The sequence below is a fragment of the Azotobacter armeniacus genome, assembly GCF_054779355.1.
Map to the genome: position 1 here is coordinate 40733 of NZ_BAAGYK010000026.1, position 20186 is coordinate 60918.

Sequence of the window (20186 nt, forward strand, 5' to 3'; positions counted from 1 at the left end):
GGATGCAAGGACGACCCCGGACATGAGTGTGCCCGGATTCCCGCTTCGGGCCAGGGAGGGAATCAATCCATCAGTTTTTCAATCGACATTGTTTTGCCATTGCCGTGTTCCGCTGCAAGGGACCCCGGCATTCCGGATGCCGCGATGCTTACGCGCTGTGCAGCCCCCAGGTGATCTGCGGACAGTGGCAATGGCAAAGACCAGTGAAACGTTCCTCGGAGGGAACCGCCATCATGAAAACGCCCGGCGTCCTAGCTCTGACCCTCAGCCTGTTGGCCATTGACGGCGTGCCTCTCGCCAAGGCCAGCGACGAGCCTGAAGAACAAACCACCGGCAAGTCGCTGGGCGGCATGAATGGCATGATGATCGGCGCCATCGGCGGTCCGATCGGCCTGCTGATCGGTGCCGGCGTCGGCCTGCTGCTCGGCGACAGCGCGGAGCATGTGGCCGAGAGCACCCTGCTCGGCACCGGCAAACCCCAGCCCGTCGAAGCCGCTACTTCCAGCGAAACCATCACTCAGTGAAAACCAGCCGGCCCGGTTCTCGACCGGGCCGTTTTTCCTTGGCACTACACGACGAGCCGGCCGCACAGGTTCGTGCCTGGGAGCGTAGCGAACGGCTGCAGGCGTTGGGGCTGTCGTTGGGGCTGTGGGTGATCCTCAGTACCACATCGGACCCCATTCCCCCTCTGAAAAAAGGGGGGTGAGGGGGATTCAAGCCAAGGGGATTGGCCAGGAGCTCCCCTCACATCGCCCGACCCACCCGCTCCTCACCGGGCCTGAAGTCGGTAAAGAAGGCCTGGATCCGTTCGGGCCTGACTTCGGCGAGGGTCGGCGGGTTCCAGCGGGGGGACTTGTCCTTGTCGAGCAGCAGCGCCCGCACGCCTTCCATGATGTCGCCCTGGGCGAACCATTGGCGGTCCAAGTGCAGTTCCAGGGCGAAGCAGTCGTCGAGGGACAGGTGGCGGCCGCGCTGCAGCAGTTCCAGGGTCACGCAGAGGGCCAGCGGCGAGCGGTTGTCCAGCAGTCGGACGGTTTCCTCGGCCCATGCGCGGTATTCCGGGCGGTGTTCGGCAAGCAGCGAGGCGCGGATGGTCGGGATGTCCGGCAGGGAGAAGTGGGTTTCGATGGCCGGATGCAGCTTTTTGAGCTCCGCGCCCGGCAGATGCCGCTTGCCGAAGGTGGCCAGCAGGTTGCCCAGCGCCTGGCGCGGGTGCACATCCCAGCTCAGCGTGTCGAGGCTGCGCTCCAGTTCGGCGAAGCCCTCGCTGGGCAAACACCAGTCGGCCAGGCCGGCGTAGAGGGCGTCGGCGGGGGAGAGATGTACCCCGGTGACGCCCAGGTAGAGGCCCAGGGCGCCGGGCAGGCGGGAGAGGAAGTAGCTGCTGCCGACGTCCGGGAAGTAGCCGATGCCGACTTCCGGCATGCCCATCCGGGTCCGCTCGCTGATAACCCGCAGCACGCTGCCCTGGACCAGACCCATGCCGCCGCCGAGGACAAAGCCGTTCATCAGCGCCAGCACTGGCTTGGGGTAGCAGTGAAGGTAGTTGTCGAGAGCGTATTCTTCTTTGAAGAACGACAGGTAGCGGCCGTCCTCGGCCTGGAAGCTGTCGTACAGCGCGCGCATGTCGCCGCCGGCACAGAAAGCCTTCTCGCCGGCGCCGCGCAGCACCACGGCAAGGATCGTCGGGTCCGCCGCCCAGGCTTCGAGCTGGCGGTGCAGGGCGCAGACCATGGACAGGGTGAGGGTGTTGAGGCTGGCCGGGCGATTCAGGGTCAGGTGGCCGATGCGGTTGCTCTCCGTAACCAGTACGGGACAGTCGGAAAGTTGCGTCATATATGATCGTCCTTGTTGTAGAGGTGGATAATCGCGGAGAAGTCCAGGGCTGCGTTGCCCTGGACGACGAAGACTTGGTAGAGCTGCTGGGCGAGAGCGCCGAGGAGTACCGGCTGGCCGACCTGGCGGGCGGCCTCGCTGGCCAGGCCAAGGTCCTTGAGCATCAGGTCGCTGCGAAAGCCGCCGCTGTAGCCGCGCGTGGCGGGGACGTCGTCCAGTACGCCGGGGAAGGGGTTGTAGGTGTCGGAGCTCCAGCAGCGGCCGCTCGAGCTGTTGATCACGCCGGCCAACACCCTGGCGTCCATGCCCAGTGCCACGCCCAGGCTCATGGCCTCGGCGGCGCCGATCATGGAGATGCCGAGCAGCAGGTTGTTGGCGACCTTGGCCACCTGGCCGTTGCCGGCGTCGCCGCAGTGGACGATGTTACGGCCCATGGCGGCGAGGATCGGTCGGGCCCGCTCGAAATCCTCCGCGGCGCCGCCGACCATGAAGGTCAGGGTGCCGGCCGCGGCGCCGGCGGTACCGCCGGAGACCGGCGCATCGAGCATGGGGTTGCCGTGCGTGCGGGCGGCGGCGGCGACTTCGCGGGCGCTCAGCGGGTCGATGGTGGAGCTGTCGATCAGCAGGGTGCCCGGGCGAACCTGGTCGAGCAGGCTGCCTTCGCCCAGGTAGACTGTTTTCACCTGGACGGCGGCGGGCAGCATGGTGATGATCGGGTCGGCCTCGCTGCGCGCCACGGCGGCGGGCGAGTCGCAGGCGCTCGCGCCGGCTTCGGTCAGGGCGGCAACGGCTGCTTCGGAGAGATCGCAGACGCTCAGCCGGTGGCCGGCCTTGAGCAGGTTGTGCGCCATCGGCGCCCCCATGTTGCCGAGTCCGATGAAACCGATGTGCATGACGATTTCCTCCTCGGCTCACTTGAGGCTGATGGTGGTGTTCACCGGACCGCCGACTTCGCCCTCGTCGAACCAGCGCTGGGTGACGGTCTTGGTCTGGGTGTAGAACTGCACGATCTGCTTGCCGTAGGGACCGAGGTCGCCGAGCTTGGAGGCCCGCGAGCCGGTGAAGGAGAAGATCGGCACCGGTACCGGGATGGGCACGTTGATGCCCACCTGACCGACGTCGATCTCTTCCTGGAAGTGCCGGGCGGCGGCGCCGGAGCGGGTGAACAGGGCGGTGCCGTTGCCGTGGGGGTTGGCATTGACGATGGCGATGGCCTCGTCGAGATCCTCGGCCTGCATCACGCAGAGCACCGGGCCGAAGATCTCCTCGCGGTAGATGGTCATCTCCGCGGTCACCCCGGAGAAGACGGTCGGGCCGACGAAGTTGCCCTGCGGATAGCCGGGCACCCGCGGGTGGCGGCCGTCCAGCTCCAGCAGGGCACCTTCCCGCACGCCGCGCTCGATCAGGCCGCAGACCCGCTCCAGGGCAGGGCGGGAGATCAGCGGGCCGAGGTCGGTGCCGGGCTCGACGCCAGCGTTGACCCGGAGGCCCGCGGCCTTCGCCACCAGCTCCGGCAGCCACTGGTGTGCCTCGCCCACCAGGATCGCCACCGACACCGCCATGCAGCGCTGCCCGGCCGCGCCGAAGGCGGCGCCGGTGAGGCTGGCGAGGGTCTGTTCGTGGTGCGCGTCGGGCAGGACGATGGCGTGGTTCTTCGCGCCCATCATGCACTGCACGCGTTTGCCGGCCTGGCTGGCGCGCCGGTAGACCTGGGTGCCGACGCGGGTTGAGCCGACGAAGGAGACGGCCTTGATGTCCGGGTGGCCGCAGAGCCGGTCGACTACTTCGGCGCCGCCGTGGACCACGTTGAGCACGCCTGGCGGCACGCCGGCCTCCAGGGCCAGTTCGGCCAGGCGCATGGCGACCATCGGGTCCTGTTCGGAAGGCTTGAGGACGAAGGTGTTGCCGCAGGCGATGGCCATCGGGAACATCCACAGCGGGATCATCGCCGGGAAGTTGAAGGGCGTGATGCCGGCGCAGACGCCAAGCGGTTGTAACAGGGTATAGGTGTCGACGCCGACGGCCACGTTGTTGGCCAGCTCGCCGAGCTGCAGGTTGCCGATGCCGGCGGCGTGTTCGACCACCTCCAGGCCGCGCAGCACGTCGCCCTCTGCGTCGGCCAGGGTCTTGCCCTGCTCGGCGGTGAGGATCGCCGCCAGCTCCTCGAGGTGCTCGCGGATCAGTTGCTGGTATTTCAGGAAGATCCTGGCGCGGGCAGAGATCGGCGTTCTGCGCCAGGTCTTGAAGGCCGCGCGGGCGCTGGCCACCGCCGCATTCAGCTCCGCCTCGGTGGCGAAGGGCACGTGGGCCAGGAGTTGCTGGGTGGCCGGGTTGACGACGTCGCGCCACTGCCCGCTGGTGGACTCGAGGAAACGGCCGTCAATCAGCAACCTGACGTGGGGAATGGCGCCTTGCTCGCTCATGGGGAACCCCCGTTTTTGTTTTTATCTCGTCCGACGCAGGGCGGACTCTGTCTAGGAGGCTAGCAGTGGGACACTGCCGCTGCCATTGGCGGTATTGCCAATTGCGCCGGCGCTGAAATGGGCTAGCTCCAGTGCAGACTGTGAGGCATGGCGGCGGGCGAAGTACCATCGGAGGTCAATGAATGCGCGCCCGGTTCAGTCGATCCGCGCCCCTGCGGCGATCCAGGCGCCGATCAGCGCGCGCTCCTCCGGGGTCATGCCGGTGACGTTGCCGAGCGGCATGAGCTGGCTGGCCACCGTCTGGGCGTGAATCTTCGGCGCCAGGCTGCGGATCTGCTCGGGGCTGTCGAGCATCACTCCGCCTGGCGCGCTGGCGAACAGCGGGCTGCTTGGCCGGGCGGAGTGGCAGACCGTGCAGCGCTCCTGGATCACCGCGGCGATCCGGGCGAACTGGCCGGCCTGTACCGCGGCGTCGGCGGCCGGCGCGGGCGTCTGCCGCGGCGCACTGACGAAGGCCAGGCAGAGCAGCCCCAGGGCCGCGGCCGGCAGCGCCCAGGCGAAGCGCTGGCTGGCGTGGCGGGTGTTGAAGTAGTGACGAACCAGCACGGCGAGCGCCGAGAGGGCGGCAAGGATCGCCCAGTTCCACGGGCTGCCGTAGGTGCTGGGGAAGTGGTTGCTGATCATGGTGAACAGCACCGGCAGGGTCAGGTAGTTGTTGTGCCGCGAGCGCAACAGGCCCTTGGCAGGCAGGCGTGGGTCCGGCTCGCGGCCCTGCTCGATGGCGCTCACCAGGTCGCGCTGCGCCGGCATGATGATGCGGAATACGTTGCCGACCATCAGGGTGCCGATCAATGCGCCGGTATGGATGTAGGCGGCCCGTCCGCCGAACGCCTGGCTGTAGCCCCAGGCGGCGAGGACGATCAGTGCGAACAGCACAGCGCCGAGCAGCGCCGGGCGGCGGCCCAGCGGCGAGTCGCACAGGCGGTCGTAGACGAACCAGCCGGCGAGCAGCGAGCCGAAGCCGAGGGCCACTGCGGCCGCCGGGTGAAGGGTACTGTCGGGGGCGAGCAGGTAGAGGCCGGGATTCAGGTAGTAGACCGCCGTGAGCAGGGCGACGCCGGACAGCCAGGTACTGTAGGCCTCCCACTTGAACCAGTGGAGCTTCTCCGGCATGCGCGGCGGGGCCAGCTTGTACTTTTCCAGGTGATAGATGCCGCCGCCGTGGATCGCCCACAGATCGCCGGCGAGTCCATCGCGGGGATTGCGCCGGTCGAGGTTGTTCTCCAGCCAGACGAAATAGAAGGAGGCGCCGATCCAGGCGATGCCGACGATCATGTGAATCCAGCGGATGGCGAGGTTCAGCCATTCGGTCAGGTGTGCTTCCACGCGGAATACCTCTGGCCCGCGGCAGCGGGCCTGTCTGTCACGGACGACGAAGGAGCAGTTGCTTGCTTTCTCCGAAGAAATGCTCGTCGCAGTTGGGGCCGGCGCCGCTGCGGTCGATCACCAGGAATTCGTCGTCGTCCGCCAGCGCCAGCACCGGGTGGTGCCAGACTCCGCGCTGGTAGTTGACCCCCTGGCGGCCGTTGCTCAGGAAGGCCCGGACTTGCTGCGGATCCGGGGCCTCGCCGGCCGGCGCCACCACGATCAGGAAGGGATTGCCGCGCAGCGGCACGAACGCCTGGCTGCCCAGCGGGTGGCGCTCCAGCATGCGGATGGTCAGCGGCATCGGCAGCGTGCGGGCGACGAAGATGCTGACGATGGCCTGGTCCTCGGGCGTGCTGGTCTGCACCCTGGCCAGGGCGTGGTAGCGGCGGGTCGAGCCGTTGTTGATCATGAAGTAGTCGCTACCCTCGGTTTCGATCACCTCGCCGAAGGGGGCGAAGGTGGCCTTGGTCAGGGGTTCAATGGTCAGGGTGCGCATGGGCTTCTTTGCTCCGCTTCGCTTTTCTCTCTCCCTTGGGGGAGAGCGCCGGGGTGTGGGGAGAGGGCTCAGGCGTCCATGCCCCTCTCCCTGACCCTCTCCCCGGCGGGGAGAGGGGACTGACAAGTGCCTTACTTCACCACCTTTCCGAACAGCCGCAGCCGGCTGACGCCGCCGTCGGGGAAGACGTTCAGGCGCACGTGGGTGATCGGCCCGAGCCTGGCGATCTCCTCGACGAACTCGTGTTCCTGATGCATCTGCAGTTTCTGGCTTGGCAGCAGCTCGCGCCAGAACAGGCTCTGGGTCTCGATCTGGCTGTCGGTACCGCCCTTCACGTAGGCCGCCTGGATCGAGCAGCTGTCTGGGTAGTTGCCCTTGAAGTGCAGGGTGTCGACGACGATCCGCTCGATCTTGCCGGGATGGCCCAGGGCGATGATCACCCAGTCGTTGCCCGGCGTGCGGCGGCGCGCGGTTTCCCAGCCGTCGCCCATGTTCACCCCGCGCCCCGGGTTGAGCAGGTTGCCCATGCGCCCGAAGTGCTCGTCGGAGCAGGCCAGTGCGCGGCCGCCATTGAGCGCGGCGGCCAGGTCGATCGACTCGTCGGCGCCGATCGCGCTCCAGTCGCGGTGCGGAATGCCATAGACGCGCAGGCGCGCTACGCCGCCGTCCGGATAGATGTTGAAGCGCAGGTGGCTCCAGGGGCGCTGGTCGGCGATGGCGTGGTAGTGGTGGCTATCGCCCTGAAGCTCCACCGCCGGCAGCACCTCGACCCATTCGGTATGCTCGTCGGGATCGCCTTCGACGAGGAAGCAGGCCTCCAGCGAGGCGGACGGTGGGTAGTTGCCGGTGAAATGGCGGGTGTCGATGTCCACGCCCTTGATCATGCCCGGCACGCCGAGGCGCAGCACCGCGTAGTCGTAACCCTCGAAGCGCTTGCGCCGCGACTCCCAGCCGTCCATCCACTTGCCGTTGTCGTCGTAGACGCCTTCCCTCCACACCGGCTCGCCGGGCTGGAGCATCCGGTCGACGGCGGCGAACCAGTCGTCGGTGACGTGGATGGCGCGGGTGCCGAGGCGGGCGTCGGCGAGGTTGAGGTATTTCTCGAAGGGCGCGGCGTACTTTTTCATCTCGGATCCTTACAGCGCCTGCAGGCGGAACAGGGCGATCTTGTCGATTTCGGCCAGGGCGCGAGCGAATTCCTGCTCGGGCGTGTTGTTCAGGCGCTCCTCGAAGGCGGCGAGGATCTGCTGTCGGTTGCTGCCCTTCACCGCCATGATGAAGACGAAGCCGAAGCGCGCCTTGTAGGCGGCGTTGAGGCGATTGAAGCGGGCGAACTCCTCGGGCGTGCAGTCCTGGATGCCGGCGCCGGTCTGCTCGGCGCTGCTGGCGGCGCTCAGCTCACCGCGCACCGCGGCCTTGCCGGCCAGGTCCGGGTGGGCCTGGATCAGCGCCAGCTGCGCTTCGCGGGGCGCCTTGCGGACGACCTGTGCCAAGCGTGCATGGAGGTGCTCGATGTCGTCGTCTGCGGCATCGATGCCTTGGACGAACAGCGCCTCGGCGATCCACGGCGAGTGCTCGTAGACGCCGCCGAAGGTTTCGACGAAGGCCTCGCGGGACAGGCTCGAGGGCTTGACGGTGGCGAAGGCGGTCATTGGCCGGCTCCCTGGAAGGGGTGGGTGGCGTGCCAGTGGCGGGCGATATCGATGCGCCGGGCGAACCACACCCGGTCATGGCCCTTCACGTAGTCGACGAAGCGCTGTAGCGCGGCGAAACGCGCCGGGCGGCCGAGCAGGCGGCAGTGCATGCCGATGGAGAGCATCTTCGGCGCGCCGGCCTCGCCCTCGGCGTAGAGCACGTCGAAGGCGTCCTTGAGGTAGGTGAAGAAGTCGTCGCCGCTGTTGAAGCCCTGCACCTGGGTGAAGCGCATGTCGTTGGTGTCCAGGGTGTAGGGAATCACCAGGTGCGGCTTGTCCGCGGTGGACGCAGAATCCCAGTAGGGCAGGTCGTCATCGTAGCTGTCCGAGTCGTAGAGAAAGCCGCCTTCCTCGCGCACCAGCCGGCGGGTGTTGGGGCCGATGCGCCCGGTGTACCAGCCGAGCGGGCGCTCGCCGGTCAGCTGGGTGAGGATGGCGATGGCCTGGTCCAGGTGCGCCTTTTCCTCGGCCTCGTCCATGTACTGGTAGTCGATCCAGCGGTAGCCGTGGCTGCAGATCTCGTGGCCGTCGGCGACCATCGTCCGGATCGCCTCGGGATGGCGCTGGGCGGCCATGGCCACGGCGAAGATGGTCAGTGGAACGCCCTCGCGGCGGAACAGCTCGAGCAGGCGCCAGACCCCGGCGCGGCTGCCGTATTCGTAGAGCGACTCCATGCACAGGTTGCGTACGCCGGGCAGCGGCTGGGCGGCGACCATCTCGGAGAGGAAGGCCTCGGACTCCTGGTCGCCGTGGAGGATGCAGCGCTCGCCGCCCTCCTCGTAGTTGAGCACGAAGGACAGGGCGAGGCGCGCCTCGCCCGGCCACTGCGGGTGGGGCGGCTGGCCGGCGTAACCGATCAGGTCGCGGGGGTAGGGGCTGGTCACGGGACTCTCCTGTCGGCGGGTGTCTGGGCTTGAAACTATCGGGACAAAGGTATTTCCTGCAAATCTACCGCTCATCCGGACGCAGGAGGAAGGGGCCGGCCCGCAGGACGCCCCGCAATGCCATGGCCAGACTGACCACCCACGTGCTCGACACCACCCACGGCTGCCCCGGCGCGGGCATCGCCATCGAGCTCTACCGCCTGGACGGCGAGCAACGGCAATTGCTGGCGCAGGCCGTGACCAACGCCGACGGCCGCTGTGACGCGCCGCTGCTGCAGGGCGAGGCGTTTCGCGCCGGCGTCCACGAGCTGTACTTCCACGTCGGCGACTACTATCGGCGCCGTGGGCTGAGTCTGGCCGAACCGGCCTTCCTCGACGTGGTGGTGCTGCGCGTCGGGCTGGGCGGCGAGGGGCATTACCACGTGCCGCTGCTGGTGTCGCCCTACGGGTATTCGACCTACCGGGGGAGTTGAGGGAACGGACTGCGTCCTGGCCGCGAAGCCGCCAGTGCTCGGTGCTGTCGGTGGAAAACGCTGCGCGGTTTTCCACCCTACGGCTGGGGCTGGTCGCGCTGATGCACCGAGCGTCCGGCGGCGAAGGTTTCCCGCACCGCGCGGTCGTCGCCGAGGATCATCAGGGCGAAGAGCTTTTCCTGCAGGGTTCGGGCCTGCTCCAGGCGCTGGGCGAGCAGCGGCGTGGCGCGGCAGTCGAGGACCACGAAGTCGGCATCCTTGCCCGCCTGCAGGTTACCGATGCGCTCATCCAGATAGAGTGCCCGGGCGCCGCCGAGGGTGGCCAGGTACAGCGCCTTGAGCGGATCGAGTTTCTGACCCTGGAGCTGCAGCACCTTGTAGGCTTCGTTGAGGGTCTGCAGTTGCGAGAAGCTGGTGCCGCCGCCGACATCCGTACCCAGGCCGACGCGCACGCCGTGGCCTTCCAGCTTCGCCAGGTCGAACAGGCCGCTGCCGAGGAACAGGTTGGAGGTTGGGCAGAAGGCCACCGCCGAGCCGCTCTCGCCGAGGCGCCGGCATTCGTCGTCGCAGAGGTGGATGCCGTGGGCGAACACCGAGCGGGCGCCGAGCAGGCGGTAGTGGTCGTAGATGTCCAGGTAGTCCCGGCGTTCGGGGAACAGTTCCTTCACCCAGTTGATCTCCGCGCGGTTCTCGGAAAGATGGGTTTGCAGGTAGAGACCGGGGTATTCGCGCAGCAGCCGGCCGGCCAGATCCAACTGCTCGGGCGTGCTGGTCGGGGCGAAGCGTGGGGTAACGGCGTAGTGCAGGCGGCCCCTGCCGTGCCAGCGCTCGATCAGCGTCTTGCTCTCGTCGTAGCCGGAGGCGGCGCTGTCTCTCAGGTAGTCCGGGGCGTTGCGGTCCATCAGCACCTTGCCAGCGATCATCCGCAGGTCGAGTCTTTCGGCCTCCTCGAAGAAGGCGTCCACCGATTGCGGATGCACGGTGGCGAAGACCAGTGCGGTGGTGGTGCCGTTGCGCAGCAGCTCGGCGAGGAAGAAGCGCGCCTGCTGGCGGGCGTGCTCCAGGTCGGCGAAGCGGCCTTCGGCGGGGAAGGTGTAGGTCTCCAGCCAGTCGAGCAGCTGGGTGCCGTAGGAGGCGATCACATCCACTTGAGGGTAGTGGATGTGGGTATCGACGAAGCCGGGGACGATCAGCGCGTCTCGGTACTCGACCACCTCGACCCCGGCCGGCAGGGTCGGCAGCAGGCTGGCGGCGTCGCCGATCTGCGCCACCTTGCCGTCCTCGACCAGCAGCAGGCCGTCTTCGAAGTACTGGTAGGAATGCTCGATGCCGACTTCGCGGGGATCGGCGAGGCAGTGGAGCAGGGCGGTGCGATAGGCGTGCATCGGACGGTCCCTCATGTGTTGACGGTGGTTTCCCGTGGGGCCGGTACGTTTGCCCCCTCTCCCTGGCCCTCTCCCCAAAGGGGCGAGGGAATGCTCGTGCCGGTCTTGCCCGGCGGGAAGAGGGAATAGGCGACCGCTGGCCAGTTCAGGCCGGGGTGCGCCGCGAAGTCGGCAGCAGCTTGGCGATGCTCTCGCCGCCCTTGGTCTCCTCACCGAAGCGGGCGTTGTAGGTGGCGATCACCTCGCCGGCGATGGAGATGGCGATCTCCAGCGGCAGCTTGCCCTTCACCTCGGGCAGGCCCATCGGGCAGCGCATGCGCTGCACCACCTCAGGGGCGAGGCCGCGCTCGTGCAGGCGGTGCTCGAAGCGGGCGCGCTTGCTCTTCGAGCCGATCAGCCCGAAGTAGGCGAAGTCGTTGTCCCTGAGGATGGCCTCGGCAAGCTGCAGGTCGAGCTGGTGATCGTGGGTCATGACGATGAAGTAGCTGCCAGCGGGCATCCGCTCGACTTCCTCGAGCACCTCATCGTTGACCACCCGTTCCACCCCGGCGGGGACGGGATCGGGAAATTCCTGCTCGCGCGCGTCGATCCAGCGCAATCGGCACGGCAGGCCGGCGAGCAGCGGGGCCAGGGCGCGGCCGACGTGGCCGGCGCCGAACAGGGCGATGTGCGCCTGCGGCTGGCCCATCGGCTCGAACAGCAGCACGGTGGCGCCGCCGCAGCACTGGCCGAGGCTGGCGCCGAGGGTGAAGCGCTCCAGGCGCGCGGCGCGGCTGCGGCTCTCCAGCATCTCGCGGGCGATCTGCATGGCCTTGAATTCCAGGTGGCCGCCGCCGATGGTGTCGTGCAGCCGCTCGCGCTCGACCACCAGCTTCGCCCCGGCGTTGCGCGGCGTGGAGCCCTGCTCCTCGACGATGGTCACCAGCACGCAGGGCTCGCCGCGTTGCTTGAGGTCGGCGAGGGCGTCGATCCAGGTCGTGTTGCTCATGGTTTGGTCCTTGGTACGGTGGAAAACCGCGAAGCGTTTTCCACCGTATCCATCTTCGGGGGCTCAAGGTGGACAAGCAAAGCGTTGTCCACCCTACGCCGATTCGCCCGCGTGCTCGTGCACCGCACCTTGGGGCTGGTGCAGCTTTTTCATCCGCTCCACGCCCCAGAGCACCCGCTCCGGGGTTGCCGGGGCGTCGATGGCGGGCTGGACGCGGTAGTCGGCCAGGCTGGCCACGGCGTCCTTGATCGCGCACCACACCGCGATTCCGAGCATGAGCGGCGGCTCGCCCACGGCCTTGGAGTGGAACACCGTGTCCTCCGGGTTGCGGCGGTTCTCCACCAGCTTCACCCGCAGGTCCGCCGGCACGTCGGCGACCGTGGGAATCTTGTAGCTGGCCGGTCCCGTGGTGAGCAGCTGGCCCTGGCCGTCCCAGACCAGCTCCTCGGTGGTCAGCCAGCCCATGCCCTGGACGAAACCGCCCTCCACCTGGCCGATGTCGATGGCCGGGTTCAGCGAGGCGCCGACGTCGTGGAGGATGTCGGCGCGCAGCAGGCGGTACTCGCCGGTCAGGGTGTCGACCAGCACTTCCGCGCAGGCCATGCCGAAGGCGTAATAGTAGAAGGGCCGGCCGCGCCCCTGGCTGCGGTCGTAATAGATCTTCGGCGTGCGGTAGAAGCCGGTGCTGGAGAGCGACACCTGGCCGACATAAGCCGCCTGGATCAGCTCCTCGAAGCTCAGGTAGCGGTCGCGGATGCGCACCTGGCCGTTCCTGAACTGCACGTCTTCCTCGCCGACCTGCCAGTGGCGGGCAGCGAATTCGACCAGGCGCTGCTTGATCGTCTGCGCGGCTTCCTTGGCCGCCCTGCCGTTCAGGTCGGCGCCGCTGGAGGCGGCGGTGGGCGAGGTGTTGGGCACCTTGCCGGTGTTCGCGGGGCTGATCTGGATGCGTGAAATGTCCACCTGGAACACCTGGGCGACCACCTGGGCGACCTTGGTGTTGAGGCCCTGGCCCATCTCGGTGCCGCCATGGTTGAGGTGGATGCTGCCGTCGGTGTAGACGTGCACCAGCGCGCCGGCCTGGTTGAGAAAGCTGGAGGTGAAGCTGATGCCGAACTTCACCGGGGTCAGCGCCAGGCCCTTCTTCAGCACCGGGCTTTGTGCGTTGAAGGCGCGGATCGCCGCGCGGCGGCCGGCATACTCGCAGCTTTCCTCCAGCTCGGCAGTCATCTCCTCGAGCAGGTTGTGCTCCACCGTCTGGTGGTAGTGGGTGATGTTGCGCTCGGTCTTGCCGTAGTAGTTGGCCTTGCGTACCGCGAGCAGGTCCTTGCCGAGGTGGCGGGCGATGGCGTCCATGATCTCCTCGATGGCGAGCATCCCCTGGGGACCGCCGAAGCCGCGGAAGGCGGTGTTCGAGGCGAGGTTGGTCTTGCAGCGGTGGCCGTCGATCAACGCCTCGCCCAGGTAGTAGGCGTTGTCGGCATGGAACATGGCGCGGTCGACGATGGCCCCGGAGAGGTCCGGCGAATAGCCGCAGTTGGCCGCCAGCTGGATGTGCACGCCGTGCAGGCGGCCGTCGTCGTCGAAGCCGACCTCGTACTCCACCTGGAAGGGATGGCGCTTGCCGGTGATCCGCATGTCCTCCGCGCGCGGCAGGCGCATCTTGGTCGGGCGCCCGGTGAGGCGGGCGATCACCGCGCACAGGCAGGCCGACCCGGCGGCCTGGGTTTCCTTGCCGCCGAAGCCGCCGCCCATGCGGCGCATGTCCACCTCCACCTTGTTCATCGGCACGCCGAGCACCTCGGCGACCAGCTTCTGCACCTCGGTGGGATGCTGGGTCGAACTGTGGACCAGCATGCCGCCGTCCTCGGTGGGCATCACCGAGGCGATCTGCGTCTCCAGGTAGAAATGCTCCTGACCGCCGATCCGCAGGCTACCGGTGAGGCGATGGGGCGCGCTGGCCAGTGCCGCGGCGGCATCGCCGCGCCTGTGGCTGTGGCTGTCGAGGACGAACTGCTGGCGGCGCAGGGCCTCGTCCACCTCCAGCACCGGCTCCAGGTCCTCGTACTCGACGATTGCCGCCAGCGCCGCGCGGCGGGCGTTCTCCAGGCTGTCGGCGGCCACCGCCAGCACCGGCTGGCCGAGGTACTGCACGCTGCCGTCGGCGAGCAGCGGATCGCCGGGAAACACTGGGCCGATGTCCAGCCGGCCGGGCACATCGGCGCTGCTGATGGCGATGGCCACGCCGGGGATCGCGTAGCAGGGCGCGGTGTCGATCCGCAGGATGCGCGCATGGGCGCGTTCGGACAGGCGCGCGTAGACGTGCAGTTGGTTGGGGAACTCCAGGCGGTCGTCGACGTAGAGCGCTTCGCCGGTCACGTGCTTGGCCGCGCTCTCGTGCCTGACATTGCGACCGACGCCGTTGACCAGTTCCGCGCGGAACAGCGCGGCGAGTTCTTCCTGAGTATGGGGCGTGAGATTAGACATGGGCGGTCACCCTGGTCTGGAGTGCGGGTGTGTGCACTTCGAGGAAAGCCTTGCGCAGCAGGTTCTGCGCGGCGAGCAGGCGGTACTCGCGGCTGGCGCGAAAATCGCTGAGCGGGTCGAAGTCCCCGGCCAGCGCCGTGCAGGCGCGCTCGACGTTGGCGGCATCGAACGGCTGGCCGACGAGCGTCCGCTCGCAGGCTGCGGCGCGCTTGGGAATCGCCGCCATGCCGCCGAAGGCGATGCGCGCCTCGCGCACCTGGCCCGCCTCGATTTGCAGGTTGAAGGCCGCGCAAACCGCCGAGATGTCGTCGTCCAGGCGCTTGGACAGCTTGTAGGCGCGAAACGCCTGGCCGGGCCGGGCGCGCGGCACGAGGATCTTCTCGATGAATTCGCCCGGCTGCAGGGCGGTGATCCGGTAGTCGAGGAAGTAATCCTCCAGCGCGAGCAGGCGGGTGGCCTCGCCCTTGCGCAGCAGCAGGCTGGCGCCGAGGGCGATCAACAGCGGCGGTGCGTCGCCGATCGGCGAGGCGTTGCCGATGTTGCCGCCCAGGGTGCCCTGGTTGCGGATCTGCAGGGAGGCGAAGCGCTGCAGCAGCGCGCCGAAGTCCGGGTACTCGGCGGCCAGCGCCGCGTAGCAGTCGGTGAGCGGCGTGGCGGCGCCGATCTCGAGCGTCTCGGCGCCGATTTCCACTCGCTTCATCTCCTCGATACGGCCGAGGTGGATGGTCAGCGGCAGGGCGCGGTGCTGCTGGGTCACCTCCAGCGCGAGATCGGTGCCGCCGGCGAACAGCCGCGCCTCGGGATGGGCCGCGCAAAGCGCCGCCAACTCGGCGATGCTGATCGGCAGCAGGCAGCGCCGGTCGCCCTCGGCGAGTTCGGCACTTTCCCGGGCGATGGCCTTGAGGGCTGCAATGGTTTGCGCCTCGGTGGCGTCGAATTGATCCGGCTGCGGCTGGCTGCAGGCCTGTTCGGCAGCGGCGAGGATCGGCCGATAGCCGGTGCAGCGGCAGAGATTGCCGGCCAGGGCCGCGCAGGCCTGCTCCCGGTCGGGGCCGCTGGCGTTCTTCTGCAGGGCGAACAGCGACATGACCACGCCGGGGGTGCAGAAGCCGCACTGCGAGGCATGCTGGTCGACCACCGCCTGCTGCACGGCGTGCAGCTGCTCCTGGTGCTTGAGGTTTTCCACCACGATCAGCTGCTTGCCGTGCAGGGCGGCGACGAAGGTCAGGCAGGCGTTGAGGCTGCGGTAGCGGAGGCGTTCCCGTCCGCCCTCGTCGACCAGCTCGCCGATCACCACGGTGCAGGCGCCGCAGTCGCCGGAGGCGCAGCCTTCCTTGGTGCCGGTTTGGTGCAGGTGCTCGCGCAGGTAGCGGAGCACCGTGAGGTTCGGGTCGAGGGCGCGCTCGCTGCGCAGTTCGCGGTTGAGGAGAAACTGGATCACGGCATCCTCCGGATGTTCGACTGTGCCGCGGCCTGGGCCGCGAAAGTGCGCCGGCACGAAAATCGTAGGCTGGAAACTCGCGCAGCGATTTCCCACCATGACTGCGGCCGTGGTGGGAAAGGCCAGCGGCCGCTTCCCACCTTCATACAATAGCCATGCACCGGGCTCCCAGGGACATTCTCCTCAGACCAGGCGGGCATCCAGGCTATTCTGCGCCAGGCGTTCGGCCTGCTCGCGGGTCATGCCGAGGCTTTCCTGCAGGGCTGCGAAATTCTCCGTGACATAGCCGCCGAAGTACGCCGGGTCGTCGGAGTTCACCGTCACCTTCACGCCCATTTCCAGCAGCTTGAGGATGTTGTGCTCGGCCATGTCCTTGAATACGCAGAGCTTGACGTTGGACAGCGGGCAGACGGTCAGCGGAATCTGCTCGTCGATCAGCCGCTCCAGCAGCTTCGGGTCCTCCGCGGCGCGCACGCCGTGGTCGATGCGCCGTACCTTGAGCAGGTCGAGAGCTTCCCAGATGTACTCCGGCGGACCTTCCTCACCGGCATGGGCGACGGTGGCGAAACCCTCGGCGCGGGCGCGGTCGAACACCTGGCGGAACTTGCGCGGCGGATGGCCCTTTTCCGAGCTGTCCAGCCCCACGGCGATGAAGGCATGGCGAAAGCGCAGGGCCTGGTCGAGGGTCTTGTGGGCTTCCTCCTCGGAGAGATGGCGCAAGAAGCTGAGGATCAGCCCGCTGCTGATGCCGAGCTGCTTGCGGCCGTCTTCCAGGGCCTGGCCGATGCCGCTGAGCACCGCCTCGAAGGGAATGCCGCGGTCGGTGTGGGTCTGCGGGTCGAAGAAGGGCTCGGTGTGGATGACGTTCTGCTCCCTGCACTTTTGCAGGTAGGCCCAGGTCAGGTCGTAGAAGTCCTGTTCGGTGCGCAGCACGTCTGCGCCCTGGTAGTAGAGGTCGAGGAATTCCTGCAGGTTGCGGAAGGCGTAGGCCTTGCGCAGGCTTTCCACGTCGGCCCAGGGCAGGGCGATCTTGTTGCGTTTGGCGAGGGTGAACAGTAGTTCCGGCTCTAGCGAGCCTTCCAGATGCAGGTGCAGTTCGGCTTTGGGCAGGGCATTGAGCCAGGCGTACATGGGATGGCCTCTTGTCGTCGGTGGCAGGCTGGGCAGGGCGGCTTGTCCTGGCCCTGCGCGTAGTGTCTAGCTTGCCTCTTGTCACTGCGCCCTGCCACTGCCGCGTACCTGACGGGCTGCCTTGCTCAGGGTGCCGGATTGGGCTGCCCGGTGTGGATGTGCTCGATGCCGGCCAGCAGCTCGTCGCTCAGCCGGAGATCCAGGCTGGCGATGTTGCTGTCCAGCTGTTCGAGGCTGGTGGCGCCGATGATGTTGCTGGTCACGAACGGCCGGCTGGTGACGTAGGCCAGGGCCAGTTGCGCCGGGTCGACGCCGTGCTCGCGGGCCAGGGCGATGTAGGCGCTGGCCGCGCGGCGCGCCTGCGGGTTGTTGTAGCGCTGGAAGCGCTCGAACAGGGTCAGCCGCGCCTTGGGCGGGCGCGCGCCGTTCTCGTACTTGCCGGAGAGCAGGCCGAAGGCCAGCGGAGAGTAGGCGAGCAGGCCAACCTGCTCGCGGATGGCGATTTCCGCCAGGCCCACCTCGAAGCTGCGGTTGAGCAGATTGTAGGGGTTCTGGATCGACGCCGCCCGCGGCCAGCCGCGGGTTTCGGCCAGGTGCAGGAAGCGCTGCACGCCCCAGGGCGTCTCGTTGGACAGGCCGATATGGCGGATCTTGCCGTTCTTCACCAGGGCGTCGAGGACCTCCAGCGTCTCCTCGATCGGGGTGAGGTGGGCGTCCGGCTCGTGTTGGTAGCCGAGCTGGCCGAAGAAGTTGGTCTGCCGGTCCGGCCAGTGCAACTGGTAGAGGTCGATGTAGTCGGTCTGCAGGCGCTTGAGGCTGTCGTCCACCGCGGCGATCAGATTGGCGCGGTCGAAATGGTTGCGGCCGCCGCGGATATGGCCGATGCCATTGCCCGGCGCCGCCGCCTTGCTGGCGACGATCCAGTCGCCCCGCCCGCCGTGGCGCCTGAAGTAGTTGCCGATGATGGTTTCGGTGGCGCCATAGGTTTCCGCCTTCGGCGGCACCGGGTACAACTCGGCGGTATCGATGAAGTTGATCCCGGCCGCCTGGGCGCGGCGGATCTGCTCGAAGCCCTCGGCTTCGCTGTTCTGTTCGCCCCAGGTCATGCTGCCGAGCGCCAGCGCGCTGGCCTGGAGGCCGGTCCTGCCGAGTGGGCGATAAATCATCGGAAAGCTCCTGTGGAATGAATGAAGGGAGCAGGGTATCCGATATGCAGAGCCGCGCGGCAGCGCAGTGGCCGGTCACTCATGGGGCCGGTGGAAGAGGCGGCGGCGCCAGCCGTTCCGGGGCGCCCTGCGGCGAGGGTATCGACAATCAGTCGTTCTCGCTCCAGAGATACTGATCGATTTCCTGCATCAGGTAGGCGTTGCTCCTGATGTTGCGCGCGACCGATTCGGCTTCCTCCTGGCTGTAGCCATTCAGGGTGAAACTGGTTCTGCCCACCGGGGCCGTTTCATAGAACAGGCGCACTTCCAGCAGCCAGGTATCGGCGCGATGCGGCTCGGGCAGCAGGCGCAGATACGCCTTCAGCTTTTTCTCGAGCGGGACGATCAAGTTGAAAACTTCCACCGATGCAGGCGATGAATTCACCTCACCCATTTCTCTCCCCTTGTCCATTGCAAAGCCCGCTGCTCGTACGCCGGGCTTTCCGGTTCATGATTTTCTTCCGCCTGCGCCTGGAGGTGCCGCCCGGCTTGTCGTTGCCGTTCGACGAGCGGTTTGGCAACATCCGGGCACCTCGTCGAGGTGCCTCGCGGGATCGACTGGCGTGAAGCCGAGCCGCTGATCGGGCCGCATTAGACCAGATCGTCATCAGCCTTGATACCGTCATGCAACGGTCGGTTTTGCAACCGATTTTGAGGATTACTGTTTCGGGAGCGGCGGAAGTACGGAGCGGGATCATGAATATCTGGGCGCTGGACAAACATCAGGACATTCGCCATGTGCTGTTGCTGCTGAGCGAGCAACTGGGGCCGGGGGCGTTCATCATCGATGCCGCGACATCGCTGGACCCCAGGGCGGTTTATCTGGTGCACAGGGAGGAGGCCGGGGTACGTGCCTGGCTGTACACGCTTGGCCAGAATCCAGGTCACTATGGCGTGCATCTGGAATACCCGCACGCCACCGACACCTACGAAAATCTGGCGTTGCCGGAACTCGTGGCGATGCTCGCCGTGCATTTCGACGTGCCGACGATCCAGCCGCTGCCCTGATTCTTCTGGCTGGAACAGGGCCGCTACGCGGCACCCAGTCGCTCGGCGAGCCAGGGCAGCACCTGCTCGCAGGGCTGTTCGATCTTCAGGTTCAGCAGGTCGTCCGCGCGCGTCGTGCCCTGGTTGATGGCCAGCAGCGGCTTGCCCTGCGCGGCAATCGACCGGCACAGCCGGAAACTGGAGTAGGTCATCACGGTCGAGCCGATGACCAGCAGCGCCGGTGCCTGCTCGATGCTCAACGAGGCTGCGTCGGTCTGCTCGGCCGGCACGCCCTCGCCATAGAACACCACATCCGGCTTGAGCAGGTCGCTGCCGCAGCAGGGACACCAGGGGATGCGGAATCCTTCCAGACAGGCCTCCGCCAGCCGGGCATCGCCATCCGGGGCCAGGACGGCCTCGATGCCCTGCAGGTAGGCGTTTTCCTCTTCCAGCAGTGTCTGGATCTCGCTGCGCCACAGGATCTTGCCGCAGTCGAGGCAGCGCACCCGGTGCAGGTTGCCGTGCAGTTCGATCACGCCGTCGCTGCCGGCCTGTTGGTGCAGCCCGTCCACGTTCTGGGTAATGAGGCCGGCAATCCGCCGGTCGGCCGCGAGCCTGGCCAGGGCCTGGTGCGCTGCATTCGGGCGCGCCTGCCGCACCCTGGGCCAGCCGATCATGCTGCGCGCCCAGTAGCGCTTGCGTGCCGCGGCCGAGCCGATGAACTCCTGGAACATCATGGGCGCCTTGCCGTGCCGGACGCCCTCCTTGTCCCGATAGGCCGGAATGCCGGAGGGCGTGCTGATTCCCGCGCCGGTCAGGACCAGCAGCGGATGCCGCGCCATGAGCTCGCACAGCTCCAGCAGGGGCGCGGGGGGATCGATGTCGTGCATGGGCTGTCTCCACATCTGTCGGCCCGGCGGAAAATCGGCCGGCCGGTCAAGCGATGTCTCGGCGAATGAAACAGGGCGAGACGGAAAATCGTGAGCATAAGGCAGAGCCGGCACGGTCGCTGGGCTGTACTGCTATCCTCCAGTTATCCACAATTTTTCCTTCGCTGGCGGTTGACAAGCAGGGGCTTGTAGTACCTTCAGGCAGGCTGGTTATCTCCCTCCGACATACTGGAAATGGCTTGATATTTCAGTCGGTTATGTGCTGGCAGGAGGCTTTGCCAGTGCGCTGATCAAAAAACGGTCAGTCGTCTGTGGGCCAGATTTCATCGGCCCTGCGGCCAGTCATACCGTATTTGTCCACAGCACAATCCACACCTTCTGTGGGTTACTTGAGGCCCGACGACGAAGGTGGGCGGCGGGATAGCGCGAGCGCCGGGA

At 67.3% G+C, this 20186-nt stretch carries 19 protein-coding genes; 3 read left to right on the forward strand and 16 right to left on the reverse strand.

Annotated features, from left to right (window positions below):
• Positions 1 to 233: 233 nt before the first annotated feature.
• A complete protein-coding gene (locus ACYVD0_RS05700) occupies positions 234 to 524 on the forward strand; it encodes a hypothetical protein (protein WP_460425909.1) in 291 nt (96 codons plus the stop codon).
• 220 nt (positions 525 to 744) lie between these two features.
• Here the strand turns inward: ACYVD0_RS05700 and ACYVD0_RS05705 are convergent, their stop codons facing one another.
• From ACYVD0_RS05705 to puuE, 8 genes are all read right to left on the reverse strand, one after another.
• On the reverse strand, positions 745 to 1836 hold the full coding sequence (locus ACYVD0_RS05705; RefSeq protein WP_460425910.1) for an enoyl-CoA hydratase/isomerase family protein: 1092 nt from the start codon (positions 1834 to 1836) through the stop codon (positions 745 to 747).
• Positions 1833 to 2729 carry an HIBADH family dehydrogenase gene (gene mmsB / locus ACYVD0_RS05710; RefSeq protein WP_460425911.1) on the reverse strand — a complete coding sequence of 299 codons (897 nt, stop codon included), beginning with the start codon at positions 2727 to 2729 and terminating at the stop codon, positions 1833 to 1835. The genes ACYVD0_RS05705 and mmsB overlap by 4 nt, the downstream gene beginning before the upstream one ends.
• Before the next feature lie 18 nt (positions 2730 to 2747).
• Positions 2748 to 4259 carry a CoA-acylating methylmalonate-semialdehyde dehydrogenase gene (locus ACYVD0_RS05715; protein ID WP_460425912.1) on the reverse strand — a complete coding sequence of 504 codons (1512 nt, stop codon included), beginning with the start codon at positions 4257 to 4259 and terminating at the stop codon, positions 2748 to 2750.
• A 195-nt stretch (positions 4260 to 4454) separates the two neighbouring features.
• Positions 4455 to 5645, reverse strand: coding sequence for a urate hydroxylase PuuD (locus tag ACYVD0_RS05720; protein WP_460425913.1), 1191 nt, complete (start codon positions 5643 to 5645; stop codon positions 4455 to 4457).
• A 37-nt stretch (positions 5646 to 5682) separates the two neighbouring features.
• Positions 5683 to 6183 carry an ureidoglycolate lyase gene (locus ACYVD0_RS05725; RefSeq protein WP_460425914.1) on the reverse strand — a complete coding sequence of 167 codons (501 nt, stop codon included), beginning with the start codon at positions 6181 to 6183 and terminating at the stop codon, positions 5683 to 5685.
• Positions 6184 to 6314: 131 nt separating this feature from the next.
• Positions 6315 to 7310 (reverse strand): allantoicase, encoded by a 996-nt coding sequence (alc, locus tag ACYVD0_RS05730; protein WP_460425915.1) that lies wholly within the window; start codon positions 7308 to 7310, stop codon positions 6315 to 6317.
• A gap of 9 nt (positions 7311 to 7319) precedes the next feature.
• Positions 7320 to 7835, reverse strand: a complete 516-nt coding sequence (gene uraD / locus ACYVD0_RS05735) for a 2-oxo-4-hydroxy-4-carboxy-5-ureidoimidazoline decarboxylase (RefSeq protein WP_460425916.1) — start codon at positions 7833 to 7835, stop codon at positions 7320 to 7322.
• Positions 7832 to 8761 (reverse strand): polysaccharide deacetylase family protein, encoded by a 930-nt coding sequence (puuE, locus tag ACYVD0_RS05740; protein ID WP_460425917.1) that lies wholly within the window; start codon positions 8759 to 8761, stop codon positions 7832 to 7834. The genes uraD and puuE overlap by 4 nt, the downstream gene beginning before the upstream one ends.
• A 122-nt stretch (positions 8762 to 8883) precedes the next feature.
• Here puuE and uraH point away from each other — a divergent pair, with 122 nt between their 5' ends.
• Positions 8884 to 9234 carry a hydroxyisourate hydrolase gene (gene uraH, locus ACYVD0_RS05745; RefSeq protein ID WP_460425918.1) on the forward strand — a complete coding sequence of 117 codons (351 nt, stop codon included), beginning with the start codon at positions 8884 to 8886 and terminating at the stop codon, positions 9232 to 9234.
• Between the two features lie 77 nt (positions 9235 to 9311).
• On the opposite strand, the gene guaD is transcribed toward uraH, so the two are convergent.
• The 7 genes from guaD to ACYVD0_RS05780 all read right to left on the reverse strand — a co-directional run bounded on the left by guaD (position 9312) and on the right by ACYVD0_RS05780 (position 18220).
• On the reverse strand, positions 9312 to 10619 hold the full coding sequence (gene guaD, locus ACYVD0_RS05750) for a guanine deaminase (RefSeq protein WP_460425919.1): 1308 nt from the start codon (positions 10617 to 10619) through the stop codon (positions 9312 to 9314).
• A 145-nt stretch (positions 10620 to 10764) separates the two neighbouring features.
• Positions 10765 to 11607, reverse strand: a complete 843-nt coding sequence (gene xdhC / locus ACYVD0_RS05755) for a xanthine dehydrogenase accessory protein XdhC (protein WP_460425920.1) — start codon at positions 11605 to 11607, stop codon at positions 10765 to 10767.
• Positions 11608 to 11700: 93 nt separating this feature from the next.
• Positions 11701 to 14094 (reverse strand): xanthine dehydrogenase molybdopterin binding subunit, encoded by a 2394-nt coding sequence (gene xdhB / locus ACYVD0_RS05760; protein WP_460425921.1) that lies wholly within the window; start codon positions 14092 to 14094, stop codon positions 11701 to 11703.
• Entirely contained in the window at positions 14087 to 15535 is a 1449-nt protein-coding gene (gene xdhA, locus ACYVD0_RS05765) for a xanthine dehydrogenase small subunit (protein WP_460425922.1), read from the reverse strand. The genes xdhB and xdhA overlap by 8 nt, the downstream gene beginning before the upstream one ends.
• 183 nt (positions 15536 to 15718) lie before the next feature.
• The gene (locus ACYVD0_RS05770) at positions 15719 to 16666 is read right to left on the reverse strand and encodes an adenosine deaminase family protein (protein WP_460425923.1); all 948 of its coding nucleotides are present in this window, start codon (positions 16664 to 16666) and stop codon (positions 15719 to 15721) included.
• Positions 16667 to 16791: 125 nt separating this feature from the next.
• On the reverse strand, positions 16792 to 17832 hold the full coding sequence (locus tag ACYVD0_RS05775; RefSeq protein ID WP_460425924.1) for an aldo/keto reductase: 1041 nt from the start codon (positions 17830 to 17832) through the stop codon (positions 16792 to 16794).
• A gap of 148 nt (positions 17833 to 17980) precedes the next feature.
• Complete coding sequence (locus ACYVD0_RS05780; RefSeq protein WP_460425925.1) at positions 17981 to 18220, reverse strand: hypothetical protein; 240 nt, start codon at positions 18218 to 18220, stop codon at positions 17981 to 17983.
• A gap of 347 nt (positions 18221 to 18567) precedes the next feature.
• Between ACYVD0_RS05780 and ACYVD0_RS05785 the strand changes: the two genes are divergently transcribed.
• Positions 18568 to 18879, forward strand: a complete 312-nt coding sequence (locus ACYVD0_RS05785) for a hypothetical protein (RefSeq protein ID WP_460425926.1) — start codon at positions 18568 to 18570, stop codon at positions 18877 to 18879.
• Between the two features lie 23 nt (positions 18880 to 18902).
• On the opposite strand, the gene ACYVD0_RS05790 is transcribed toward ACYVD0_RS05785, so the two are convergent.
• On the reverse strand, positions 18903 to 19748 hold the full coding sequence (locus ACYVD0_RS05790; RefSeq protein ID WP_460425927.1) for an SIR2 family protein: 846 nt from the start codon (positions 19746 to 19748) through the stop codon (positions 18903 to 18905).
• Positions 19749 to 20186 lie beyond the last annotated feature (438 nt).

Bases quoted from the DNA above. Each gene is read 5' to 3' on its own strand.
- ACYVD0_RS05770 (WP_460425923.1), bottom strand. From the start codon at position 16,666: ATGTACGCCTGGCTCAATGCCCTGCCCAAAGCCGAACTGCACCTGCAT.
- uraD (WP_460425916.1), bottom strand. From the start codon at position 7,835: ATGACCGCCTTCGCCACCGTCAAGCCCTCGAGCCTGTCCCGCGAGGCC.
- ACYVD0_RS05705 (WP_460425910.1), bottom strand. From the start codon at position 1,836: ATGACGCAACTTTCCGACTGTCCCGTACTGGTTACGGAGAGCAACCGC.
- xdhB (WP_460425921.1), bottom strand. From the start codon at position 14,094: ATGTCTAATCTCACGCCCCATACTCAGGAAGAACTCGCCGCGCTGTTC.
- ACYVD0_RS05725 (WP_460425914.1), bottom strand. From the start codon at position 6,183: ATGCGCACCCTGACCATTGAACCCCTGACCAAGGCCACCTTCGCCCCC.
- guaD (WP_460425919.1), bottom strand. From the start codon at position 10,619: ATGCACGCCTATCGCACCGCCCTGCTCCACTGCCTCGCCGATCCCCGC.
- ACYVD0_RS05715 (WP_460425912.1), bottom strand. From the start codon at position 4,259: ATGAGCGAGCAAGGCGCCATTCCCCACGTCAGGTTGCTGATTGACGGC.
- ACYVD0_RS05790 (WP_460425927.1), bottom strand. From the start codon at position 19,748: ATGCACGACATCGATCCCCCCGCGCCCCTGCTGGAGCTGTGCGAGCTC.
- alc (WP_460425915.1), bottom strand. From the start codon at position 7,310: ATGAAAAAGTACGCCGCGCCCTTCGAGAAATACCTCAACCTCGCCGAC.
- uraH (WP_460425918.1), top strand. From the start codon at position 8,884: ATGGCCAGACTGACCACCCACGTGCTCGACACCACCCACGGCTGCCCC.
- mmsB (WP_460425911.1), bottom strand. From the start codon at position 2,729: ATGCACATCGGTTTCATCGGACTCGGCAACATGGGGGCGCCGATGGCG.
- ACYVD0_RS05700 (WP_460425909.1), top strand. From the start codon at position 234: ATGAAAACGCCCGGCGTCCTAGCTCTGACCCTCAGCCTGTTGGCCATT.
- ACYVD0_RS05785 (WP_460425926.1), top strand. From the start codon at position 18,568: ATGAATATCTGGGCGCTGGACAAACATCAGGACATTCGCCATGTGCTG.
- ACYVD0_RS05775 (WP_460425924.1), bottom strand. From the start codon at position 17,832: ATGATTTATCGCCCACTCGGCAGGACCGGCCTCCAGGCCAGCGCGCTG.
- xdhC (WP_460425920.1), bottom strand. From the start codon at position 11,607: ATGAGCAACACGACCTGGATCGACGCCCTCGCCGACCTCAAGCAACGC.